At 70.4% G+C, this 10,620-nt stretch carries 9 protein-coding genes and 1 riboswitch; of the genes, 4 read left to right on the forward strand and 5 right to left on the reverse strand.

Annotation, left to right across the window (positions count from 1 at the left end):
• Positions 1-87 precede the first annotated feature (87 nt).
• The 5 genes from ACFCY7_RS37500 to ACFCY7_RS37520 form a co-directional block, all read right to left on the reverse strand.
• Positions 88-1,854: an ABC transporter substrate-binding protein gene (locus tag ACFCY7_RS37500; protein ID WP_376490561.1), complete on the reverse strand. Its 1,767-nt coding sequence runs from the start codon at positions 1,852-1,854 to the stop codon at positions 88-90.
• Positions 1,855-1,964: 110 nt separating this feature from the next.
• Positions 1,965-2,993, reverse strand: a complete 1,029-nt coding sequence (locus ACFCY7_RS37505) for an ABC transporter permease (RefSeq protein WP_376490562.1) — start codon at positions 2,991-2,993, stop codon at positions 1,965-1,967.
• Between the two features lie 362 nt (positions 2,994-3,355).
• Positions 3,356-4,147, reverse strand: coding sequence for an enhanced serine sensitivity protein SseB C-terminal domain-containing protein (locus ACFCY7_RS37510; protein WP_376490569.1), 792 nt, complete (start codon positions 4,145-4,147; stop codon positions 3,356-3,358).
• A 114-nt stretch (positions 4,148-4,261) separates the two neighbouring features.
• Positions 4,262-5,002 (reverse strand): enhanced serine sensitivity protein SseB, encoded by a 741-nt coding sequence (locus ACFCY7_RS37515; RefSeq protein ID WP_376490563.1) that lies wholly within the window; start codon positions 5,000-5,002, stop codon positions 4,262-4,264.
• 111 nt (positions 5,003-5,113) lie between these two features.
• The gene (locus ACFCY7_RS37520) at positions 5,114-5,776 is read right to left on the reverse strand and encodes an AAA family ATPase (RefSeq protein ID WP_376490564.1); all 663 of its coding nucleotides are present in this window, start codon (positions 5,774-5,776) and stop codon (positions 5,114-5,116) included.
• 160 nt (positions 5,777-5,936) lie between these two features.
• A riboswitch (glycine riboswitch) is annotated at positions 5,937-6,037 on the forward strand.
• Positions 6,038-6,210: 173 nt separating this feature from the next.
• Between ACFCY7_RS37520 and gcvT the strand changes: the two genes are divergently transcribed.
• From gcvT to ACFCY7_RS37540, 4 genes are all read left to right on the forward strand, one after another.
• Positions 6,211-7,326, forward strand: a complete 1,116-nt coding sequence (gcvT, locus tag ACFCY7_RS37525) for a glycine cleavage system aminomethyltransferase GcvT (protein ID WP_376490565.1) — start codon at positions 6,211-6,213, stop codon at positions 7,324-7,326.
• Between the two features lie 77 nt (positions 7,327-7,403).
• On the forward strand, positions 7,404-7,781 hold the full coding sequence (gene gcvH, locus ACFCY7_RS37530) for a glycine cleavage system protein GcvH (RefSeq protein ID WP_376490566.1): 378 nt from the start codon (positions 7,404-7,406) through the stop codon (positions 7,779-7,781).
• 24 nt (positions 7,782-7,805) lie between these two features.
• Positions 7,806-9,074 carry a serine hydroxymethyltransferase gene (glyA, locus tag ACFCY7_RS37535; protein WP_376490567.1) on the forward strand — a complete coding sequence of 423 codons (1,269 nt, stop codon included), beginning with the start codon at positions 7,806-7,808 and terminating at the stop codon, positions 9,072-9,074.
• 139 nt (positions 9,075-9,213) lie between these two features.
• On the forward strand, positions 9,214-10,584 hold the full coding sequence (locus tag ACFCY7_RS37540) for an L-serine ammonia-lyase (RefSeq protein ID WP_376490568.1): 1,371 nt from the start codon (positions 9,214-9,216) through the stop codon (positions 10,582-10,584).
• Positions 10,585-10,620: the final 36 nt, after the last annotated feature.

Consider the following 10,620-nt stretch of genomic DNA (forward strand, 5'->3'; position numbering starts at 1 on the left):
CCCGATCGGGTTCCCCGGCCGCCGCCCACGGCCATCACCTGCCCTTCGGACCTGGCGGCGGGTGGTGCGCCGGTGGAGCGGGTCGGATTACTTGACGACGCCGAGCGACGCGTAGTCGTAGCGGCCGTTGTAGGCGTCCGCCGTGTAGACGTTGGTCAGCCGGGAGCTGCGCCAGATGATGTTCTTCTCGTGGGTGAAGGGCAGGTAGACCGCGGCCTCCGACACCTTCGCGTTGATCTGCTTGTAGAGCTCGCCGGCCTTGTCGGGGTCGGTCTCCTTCAGCGCCTGGTCGAACAGGCCGTTGACGGCCGGGTCGTTCAGCTCGGAGAAGTTGTTGTTACCGCTCTGCAGGATGAAGCGGCCGTCCGTCAGCGGCTGGAGGAAGCCCTGGCCGGTCGGGAAGTCGGCGCCCCAGCCCATGATGATGATGCCGTAGCCCTTCTCCTTGACGACCTTCGGCGAACCGATGATGCCGGAGGTCTGGGCGCCGTCGAACTGGTCGATCTCGGCCTCGATGCCGACGGCCTTCAGCGACTGCTGGAGGGACTCGGCGGTCGCGATCTCGATCTTCTTGTTGTTGCGGACCGCGATCGTGGTCTTGAAGCCGTTCGGCTTGCCGCACTTCTTCAGCGCGTCCTTGGCCTTGACCAGGTCCGGGGCGCCGCCGAGCTTGCCGTACGGGTCGGCCTTCGGGTCGGCACCCTTGAGGCCGGGCGGGAGCATGTTGGAGGCGATGTCGCCACCGGCCTGCGGGCCGCCGCGGGCGGTCTGGAGGGACTTCGAGTCGGCGGCGAAGATGATCGCCTTGCGGCACTCGATGTTGGAGATGACCGTCTGCGGGAAGACCGCGTAGCGGATGAAGCCCGTCTGCGGGTTGTCCGCGTTCTCCTTGTGCTGCTGGAGCACCTTCTGGCGGGCGGAGGCGCCGACACCGGTCGCGTTGATGTCGAGGTCGTACTCGCCCTCGATCAGGCGGTTGTCCATGTCGTCGGCGTTCGTGGTGAACGTGACGCTGATGGTGTCCGGAAGCGCCTTGCGGACGTTGTCCGTCTTCTGGTCCCACTTGTCGTTGCGGACCAGCTTCATGGACTTGTTCGGCGTGTACGACTGCCACTTGTACGGGCCGGAGGAGAAGACGTTCAGGCCGTACTTGGCCTTGGTGTCCTTGTCCTGGCGGACCGGGGAGGCGGCGGGCATGGCCAGCATCTGCAGGAAGTCGCCGTTGGCGACCGGCAGCTTGAAGATGATGGTCTTGTCGTCCGGGGTCTCGATGGCCTTCAGGCCGAGCTTGTCCGCGGAGGTGTCCTTGTAGGGACCCTTGTACTCGCCCTTGGGGTCGAGGACCTGCTGGAGGTAGATCGGGCCGCCGGAGATGACGTCCTGGGCCCAGACGCGCTCGATGCCGTACTTGATGTCCTTGGAGGTGATCGGCTTGCCGTCCTCCCAGGTCACCCCGTCCTTCAGCGTGAAGGTGTAGGTGAGGCCGTCCTCGGAGATCTTGCCGGCGTCGGTGGCGAGGTCCGGGACGAGCTCGGTGGAGGCGGAGCCCGGCTCGGCCTTGAAGGTGACGAGCTGGCGCGTGTAGTAGCGCTGGAAGTCCCACACGAAGCCGTAGTAGCCGCGCTGCGGGTCCCACGAGTCGGCCTCCTGCGAGCCGATGAACTTCAGCTCGCCGCCCTTCTTGGTGGAGGGGCTGGCGACCTTGTTCACGGCGGCGTTGAAGCCGGCCGCGCTCGCCTTGCCGTTGCCGCCGTCACCGGACTTGGCACCGCCACCACAAGCCGTGGCGGCGACCATCGTGGCCGCGGCAAGCAGCGCGCCCGCGGCGATTCTGCGCTGGGAGCTCTTCAGCATGGGTCCAACAACCTCCGGGATAGTGGCGGCCGTTACGGCGGTCCGCCGAGTGGGGATGGGCCTCCTGTCGCCAGCGGCAGGGGCGGGTCTTGCGTGTCGTCGGCGAACGGTCAGCGGGAGCCCTTCGGGTCGAGCGCGTCGCGCACGCCGTCGCCGAAGAGGTTGAACGCCAGGACGGTGATGAAGATCGCGAGGCCGGGGATCACCATGAAGAGGGGGTCCGCTTCGTAGGTGGTGATGGCCGTCGACAGCATCTGCCCCCAGGAAGCGGTGGGAGGCTTCACACCCGCGCCGAGGAAGCTGAGCGCCGCTTCGGTGAGGATGTTGGTGGGAATCATGAGGGTCGCGTAGACCGTGATCGGCGCGATCAGGTTGGGCAGCAGCTCGCGGCGCAGGATGTAGAAGCGGCCGGCGCCCAGGCTCTGGGCGGCCTCGACGTACTCGCGGTTGCGCAGCGAGAGGGTCTGGCCGCGGACGATGCGGCCCACGTACGGCCAGCCGAAGAAGCCGATCACGAGCACCAGGGCGGCGATGCGGACGCCCGATCCGTCGAGTCCGAGGAGCTTGTTCGGCAGGACCGAGACCAGGGCGATCGTGAAGAGCAGCTGCGGGAAGGCCAGCATGACGTCCATGACCCGGCTGAGGGCCGCGTCGATCCAGCCGCCGAAGTAGCCGGCGATGATGCCGAGCACCGTGCCGAGGGCGACGGCGAAGACCGCCGCCAGGAAGGCGACGAGCAGCGAGATCCGGGCGCCGTAGACGATGCGGCTGAAGACGTCGCGGCCGTTGACGGGCTCGACGCCGAAGAGGAAGTCGGAGCTGACGCCGCCCCAGGAGCCGATCGGGGTGCCGAAGAGCGGGTCGATCTGGTCCTCGTGGAACTCGTCCGGCGGGTGGCCGAGGAGGCCGACGATGACCGGGGCGAAGATCGCGACCAGGACCAGGAAGCCGACGACGACGGCGCCGGCGAGGGCGAGCTTGTCGCGCTTGAGGCGGGTCCAGGCGATCTTCCAGGGCGAGCGGCCCTCGATCGCCTTGGCGGCCGTGCCGGTGCCGTCCGGGGTGCCGGGTGCGTCGGGCGCGCCGTCGACGGTGGCGGTCGCCTCGCCCGCACTCGTCTCGTGCAGTGGTGCCGTCATCGTGGTGAGGACCCCTCTCGGCCGCCGGTAGCCGGCCCTTGCCCGCCGCGGGTAGCGGCTCGGTGGAACAACCTGCTGGGCATCTGCTCGAAAGGAGCCGAACACCCGGTGTTCCGGGGAGTCTTCAATGCGCTTGTGATCACCCGCCAGCCCTGACGAGGAATGTTTGCTCAAACGTGATGCGGTGCTGCGACTTCCGTTATCCGGACGTCGTGATCACGTGAGCGGACCATCTCGGGTCCTCTTCGCCCCAATCGGGCATGTCGCCCAACGGGGCCTTTGGGCTCCTCAATTGGGGCGAAAGAAGGGCCCCGGCGAGGCCCTGTGGGGCCTCCGGGGCGTATGGGGAGAAGTGAGGTGTCTCAGTATCCGGACGGCGCCGGCGGCGGGTATCCGTACCCCGGAACGGGGGCGGAACCGCGGCCCGCGTGCGCCTCGCGGTCGTAGAACGGGCGCGCGTTCGCCCGCAGCCAGAGCGCCACCGGGTCGTACGCGTCGGAGAGGGCGACCGTCGAGACGGGCAGCCCGTCGGGTACGGAGCCGATCGACTGGCGCATCATCGAGCGGACCGCGTCGACGGCCGCCGCGGAGGTGTCGTACAGGTCGAGGCCGATGGCGAGGTACGGGGAGCCGAGCGCGGGCTGCACCCAGCCGCGGCGCAGCGCCCGGACGGCCGGGGTGCGGTGCGCGTTCTGCGTGAGCAGGGCGTAGAACTGCGGGATCTCCAGGGCCGGCTCGGAGACGCGGAGCGGTCCGGCGGGCATCCGGTCGAGGCCGGTCGCGATCCGGCGCAGGTCGGCCCAGGGGATGCCGACGCCGCCGCCTGGGGCGTGCGGATTCAGCCATACGCCCCAGCGGTCCGGGTAGAGGGCGCGGGCGATGTCGCGGCCGGTGACGAGCTCGTGGGCGCGGTTCCAGCCGGAGGCGGCCAGTTCCTGGGGGGAGGTGACGCAGGGCGCGTAGCCGAAGCCGTCGACCTCCATGTTCCCGTACTGGGCGTCGGAGGAGCCGGGCGAACCGTGCCAGAGCAGCATCCAGAGTTCGCCGTCGGCGAGGGCGTGCAGCAACTGCTCGTACGCGTCGTAGCGTCCCGGTGCCACCTCGCGCAGCATGCGCTCGACCTCGCCGGCCGCAGCGGTGCCTGACGCGCTCACCATGGGTCCCCGCCCCTCATTCCGTCCACCATGTCCGCGCGGCTTCCGCGCGGTTTCGTGCCGCCGCCGAGTCGGCTCGGCTCACCGGTCAGTTCAGCTTAAACAGGGGGCCGCTCACACGGCGGCGCGCTGGTAGAACGGGCGCACCCGCTCCAGCATCCAGTCGCCGACCGGGTCCTGCGCCATGTCGAGCAGGATGAGGTTGACCGGCCAGGCGACCTCGACCCGGCCGAGCGCGCGGCCGAGGGCGTCCAGGGGCGCGTTGCGGTCGGCGCCCTCCCAGTGGGCGAGCTGGACGCCGATGAAGAGGGCGGGTTCGGTGCCCTCGACGCTGGCGAGCGCGCGGCGGGCGCTGGTGACGACGCCGGTGGCCTCGAACTCGGCGGAGGCCGCGGCGAGGAAGTCGACGGGGTCGTCCTGCCAGTCGGGCTCGAAGAGCCGGACGCGGCCGCCGGTGGCGGGGCCGTCGAGCGGGGTGCGGCCGGTGCGGCAGAGCTCGGCGACGGCGGGCGGGGGCAGCGGGACCCCGGCGGCGCCGCCCGGGTTCAGGGCGATGCCGAGCTGCGGGGGCAGGCCGCGGGCGAAGTCGCGGGCGGGGGCGACGGCGAACGACATGTGGTCACCGACACAGGCGAGGAACTGCTGCTCGGAGCTGAAGACGGGGACGAAGGCCGCGCCGTCGATCTCCATGGTGGGCAGGTCGAGGTCGGGGCTGTCGGGGCCGCCGCCGTTCGGCAGGGGCACCCAGACCTGGCTGCGGCCCAGCACCTCGACGAGCCGGCCTCCCGCCGCGGGGTTGCCGAGTGAGGCGGCAAGGACCTCTTCGAGCTCGTTGCCCGGCCACGTCACGTCCACGGTCGCGTTTCCCCTTCTCGCACGGCCTGCCGTACCGGCCGCCCGGCAGCACCCTAACGCCGCCCCGGTGCCGCCGTGGCCAAAAGGGAGGGTACGGGTCCCCCGCCGCGGTCAGGCGGCGTCGCGGAAGGAGATGCGGCGGAGGGTGTCGGCGGCGGCGCGGTCGAGGAGGGTGACGGAGGTGCAGCCGGGCGGCAGGCTGCCGGTCTCGGCGGCCCGCAGCAGCCGGCCGACGGCCCGCCGGTGCCGGGCGAAGGCGTAGGCGGAGACGCCGCGGCCCCGGGCGTCCTGCCCGGCCCGCGCGGTGTCCGGGGTCACGTCGAGGAGGACCAGGTGCAGGGCGCTGCCCCGGCGGCGGGCCTCGCGGGCGAGCCAGCCGCGCACCCAGGACTGGGTGCCGCAGTCGTGGACGATCGCGCTCGCGCCGGAGCGCAGGACGCGGCGGAGCCCGGCGTAGTGCGCGAGGCGGACGAGGGGGCGGTAGAGGGCGTACGGCAGGAGGCGGGGCATGCGGACCTCCCAGCGCTCGCGGGTGTCCTGGGAGTCGATGACGTGGCCCTCGGCGGCGCGCTTCATGAGGGTGGACTTGCCGCTGCCGGGCAGGCCGGAGACGACGACGAGGTCGCCGGCGGCGAAGACGAGGGCGCCGGGGCCGCGGCCGCCGCGCTCGCGGAGGTCGCGCAGGAGCCGGCCGCGGCGGCGGGTCCTGGCGCGGGCCCGTTGGGCCGGTATGCCGGTGCCGGTCGCGTAGGCGCCGGTGTGCTCGATCCTCATCGCTCTCCCCCTGTCGGGTCTCAGGAGACCTGAGGAGACCCTTGCCCACAAAGTGTAAAGAAACGGTAATGAGACACAAGCGATTTGCCCCGCCGACACCGCATGCAATGATGTGCCCGCCAGGCGCGCACAGTCGCCACACAATCGCATACCGGCCGCTCGAATCCGCGCGGGAGAGTTCCGGGCCGCCCCAGGGCGTCCGGACGCCGAAGGAGCAAGACCCTCCCTTGAATCTCTCAGGCCCCGTACCGCGCGGATGAGGCAGATCTGAAAAGCGGGACACCGTGCCGTGTCCCCACCCAAGGTGCAAGCCGATCTCTCGGTGACGAGATGCTCTCGGTGAACCTCTCAGGTTCCATGACAGATGGGGAGGACGTCCTCGCCCGTCATGTGTTTCGTCACCGATCACGCCCTTGGGACCCGGGAGCCACCCCATGAGCACTGCCCCCCGTCTGACCGCCCTCGATGCCCTGCATCGTTCGCTGGGCGCGACCATGACCGACTTCGCGGGCTGGGACATGCCGCTGCGGTACGCCAGCGAGCGCGACGAGCACAACGCCGTCCGCACGGCGGCCGGCCTCTTCGACCTCTCCCACATGGGTGAGATCACGGTCACCGGCCCGCAGGCCGTCGACCTGCTGGACTACGCCCTCGTCGGCAACATCTCCACGGTGGGCAACGGCCGCGCCCGCTACACGATGATCTGCCAGGAGGACGGCGGCATCCTCGACGACCTGATCGTCTACCGCCTCGGCGAGACCGAGTACATGGTCGTCGCCAACGCCTCCAACGCGCAGATCGTCCTGGACGCGCTCGTGGCCCGCGCGGAGGGCTTCGACGCCGAGGTCCGCGACGACCGCGACGCGTACGCCCTGATCGCGGTCCAGGGCCCGGAGTCCCCCGGCATCCTGAAGTCGATCACCGACGCCGACCTGGACGGCCTGAAGTACTACGCCGGCCTGCCCGGCACGGTCGCGGGCGTGCCCGCGCTGATCGCCCGTACCGGCTACACCGGAGAGGACGGCTTCGAGCTGTTCCTGAAGCCGGAGCACGCGGAGGGCGTCTGGACGGCGCTGACCGAGGCGGGCGCGGGCGTCGGCCTGATCCCCTGCGGCCTGTCCTGCCGCGACACGCTCCGCCTGGAGGCGGGCATGCCGCTGTACGGCCACGAGCTGACCACCGCCCTCACCCCCTTCGACGCGGGCCTCGGCCGGGTCGTGAAGTTCGAGAAGACCGGCGACTTCGTCGGCCGCAAGGCGCTGGAGGCCGCCGCCGAGCGCGCCGAGACCGCCCCGCCGCGCAAGCTGGTCGGCCTGATCGCCGAGGGCCGCCGCGTCCCCCGCGCGGGCTTCCCGGTCGTCTTCGGCGGCGAGGTCGTCGGCGAGATCACCTCGGGCGCCCCGTCCCCGACCCTCGGCAAGCCGATCGCCATCGCTTACGTCGACGCGGCGCACGCGACTCCCGGCACCACGGGTGTAGGTGTGGACATCCGCGGCACCCACGAGCCCTACGAGGTCGTGGCGCTGCCGTTCTACAAGCGCCAGAAGTGACGCATTCGTCTCACCCGGCGTCTCACCCCGCAAGACCCACGTACATCAGTACTCCCCCGATCCAGGAGAATCAGGCCATGAGCAACCCCCAGCAGCTTCGCTACAGCAAGGAGCACGAGTGGCTGACGGACGCCGTTGACGGCGTCGCGACCGTCGGCATCACCGAGCACGCGGCGAACGCGCTCGGCGACATCGTGTACGTCCAGCTCCCCGAGGTCGGCAGCACCGTGACCGCGGGCGAGGAATGTGGCGAGCTGGAGTCGACCAAGTCCGTCAGCGAGCTGTACTCCCCGGTGACCGGTGAGGTCGTCGAGGCGAACCAGGACGTCGTCGACGACCCGGCGCTGGTGAACACCGCCCCGTTCGAGGGCGGCTGGCTGTTCAAGGTGCGCCTCGCGGACGAGCCGAAGGACCTGCTCTCCGCCGACGAGTACACCGCCTTCACCGCCGGCTAACCGAGACCCCCAAGGGATCGATTCATGTCGCTTCTGAACACTCCCCTCCACGAGCTGGACCCCGACGTCGCCGCCGCCGTCGACGCCGAGCTCCGCCGTCAGCAGTCCACCCTCGAGATGATCGCGTCGGAGAACTTCGCTCCGGTCGCCGTCATGGAGGCCCAGGGCTCCGTCCTCACCAACAAGTACGCCGAGGGCTACCCGGGCCGCCGCTACTACGGCGGCTGCGAGCACGTCGACGTGGCCGAGCAGATCGCGATCGACCGGATCAAGGACCTGTTCGGCGCCGAGTACGCCAACGTCCAGCCGCACTCCGGCGCCTCCGCGAACCAGGCCGCCCTCTTCGCCATCGCCCAGCCCGGCGACACGATCCTGGGCCTGGACCTGGCGCACGGCGGTCACCTGACCCACGGCATGCGCCTGAACTTCTCGGGCAAGCAGTTCAACGTGGTCGCGTACCACGTGGACGAGGCCGGCCTGGTCGACATGGCCGAGGTCGAGCGCCTCGCCAAGGAGCACCGCCCGAAGGTCATCATCGCGGGCTGGTCCGCCTACCCGCGCCAGCTGGACTTCGCGGAGTTCCGCCGGATCGCCGACGAGGTCGAGGCCTACCTGTGGGTCGACATGGCCCACTTCGCGGGCCTGGTCGCGGCCGGTCTGCACCCGAACCCGGTCGAGTACGCGGACGTGGTGACCTCCACCACGCACAAGACGCTCGGCGGCCCCCGCGGCGGCATCATCCTGGCGAAGAAGGAGTTCGCGAAGAAGCTGAACTCCTCGGTCTTCCCCGGCTTCCAGGGCGGCCCGCTGGAGCACGTGATCGCGGCCAAGGCCGTCTCCTTCAAGGTCGCGGCCTCGGAGGAGTTCAAGGAGCGCCAGCAGCGCACCCTGGACGGCGCCCGCATCATCGCCGAGCGCCTGGTCCAGGACGACGTCACCGCGCACGGTGTGTCGGTCCTGTCCGGCGGCACGGACGTGCACCTGCTCCTCGTCGACCTGCGCGACAGCGAGCTGGACGGCCAGCAGGCCGAGGACCGTCTCCACGAGGTCGGCATCACGGTCAACCGGAACGCCGTTCCGAACGACCCGCGCCCGCCGATGGTCACCTCCGGTCTGCGCATCGGCACGCCGGCGCTCGCGACCCGCGGTTTCCAGGCGGACGACTTCACCGAGGTCGCCGACATCATCGCGGAGACCCTGAAGCCGGGCTTCGACGCCGACAAGGCCGAGGCGCTCAAGGCCCGGGTGACCGCCCTGGCGGACAAGCACCCGCTGTACCCCGGCCTGAAGTAATTTCGTACGCTTTTGTTCGTACGAAAGCTCCGGGGCACCGCGCACACTGGACAGTGAGCGCGGTGCCCCGTTCCATGCTCAGCCTTTCTGCTCCACCCCGGCAGACAACGGCGTCTAGCCCCCCACAAGGAGTCCTCCCGTGGCCATCTCGGTCTTCGACCTGTTCTCGATCGGCATCGGCCCGTCGAGCTCCCACACGGTGGGGCCCATGCGCGCCGCGCGGATGTTCGCGCGCCGGCTGAAGAACGAGGGCCTGCTCGCCCACACGGCGACGATACGAGCGGAGCTGTACGGCTCGCTGGGCGCGACCGGCCACGGCCACGGCACCCCCAAGGCGGTGCTCCTCGGCCTGGAGGGCAACTCGCCCCGCACCGTGAACGTCGAGACCGCCGACGACGAGTTCGAGAGGATCAAGGAGAGCGGCCGGATCAACCTGCTCGGCGCCCACGAGATCCCCTTCGACTTCGACGCCGACCTGATCCTGCACCGGCGCAAGGCGCTCCCGTACCACGCCAACGGCATGACGGTCTTCGCGTACGACGCGGAGGGCGGCCTGGTCCTGGAGAAGACGTACTACTCGGTCGGCGGCGGCTTCGTCGTGGACGAGGACGCCGTGCAGGGCGAGAACCCGATCGTCCCCGACGACACCGTCCTGAAGTACCCCTTCCGGACCGGTGACGAGCTGCTGCGCCTCGCGAAGGAGACCGGGCTCTCGATCTCCTCGCTGATGCTGGAGAACGAGAAGGCCTGGCGCACCGAGGAGGAGATCCGCGAGGGCCTCCTGGAGATCTGGCGGGTCATGCAGGCCTGCGTCTCGCGCGGCATGTCCCGCGAGGGCATCCTGCCCGGCGGCCTGAAGGTCCGCCGGCGCGCCTCCACCCTGGCCCGCAAGCTGCGCTCCGAGGGCGACCCGGCCGCGCACGCGATGGAGTGGATCACCCTCTACGCGATGGCCGTGAACGAGGAGAACGCGGCGGGCGGCCGGGTGGTCACCGCCCCGACGAACGGCGCGGCCGGCATCATCCCCGCGGTGCTGCACTACTACATGAACTTCGTCCCCGGCGCCGACGACGACGGCATCGTCCGCTTCATGCTGGCGGCCGGCGCGGTCGGCATGCTGTTCAAGGAGAACGCGTCCATCTCCGGCGCCGAGGTCGGCTGCCAGGGCGAGGTCGGCTCGGCCTGCTCGATGGCGGCCGGCGCCCTCGCCGAGGTCCTCGGCGGCTCCCCGGAGCAGGTGGAGAACGCGGCCGAGATCGGCATGGAGCACAACCTGGGCCTGACCTGCGACCCGGTCGGCGGCCTCGTCCAGATCCCGTGCATCGAGCGGAACGGCATGGCGTCGGTCAAGGCCGTCACCGCGGCGAAGATGTCGATGCGCGGCGACGGCAGCCACCTGGTCTCCCTCGACAAGGTCATCAAGACCATGAAGGAGACGGGCGCCGACATGAGCGTCAAGTACAAGGAGACCGCGCGCGGCGGTCTCGCGGTGAACATCATCGAGTGCTGAACCGTTCACCCGGAACGGCCGGCCCCGGGGATTCCC

Origin of the sequence: Streptomyces sp. NPDC056361 (assembly GCF_042262805.1) — a bacterium.
Lineage (GTDB): Bacteria > Actinomycetota > Actinomycetes > Streptomycetales > Streptomycetaceae > Streptomyces.

Coding starts and splice junctions, on each gene's coding strand:
- glyA (WP_376490567.1), top strand. CDS start 7,806: ATGTCGCTTCTGAACACTCCCCTCCACGAGCTGGACCCCGACGTCGCC.
- gcvT (WP_376490565.1), top strand. CDS start 6,211: ATGAGCACTGCCCCCCGTCTGACCGCCCTCGATGCCCTGCATCGTTCG.
- gcvH (WP_376490566.1), top strand. CDS start 7,404: ATGAGCAACCCCCAGCAGCTTCGCTACAGCAAGGAGCACGAGTGGCTG.
- ACFCY7_RS37520 (WP_376490564.1), bottom strand. CDS start 5,776: ATGAGGATCGAGCACACCGGCGCCTACGCGACCGGCACCGGCATACCG.
- ACFCY7_RS37505 (WP_376490562.1), bottom strand. CDS start 2,993: ATGACGGCACCACTGCACGAGACGAGTGCGGGCGAGGCGACCGCCACC.
- ACFCY7_RS37500 (WP_376490561.1), bottom strand. CDS start 1,854: ATGCTGAAGAGCTCCCAGCGCAGAATCGCCGCGGGCGCGCTGCTTGCC.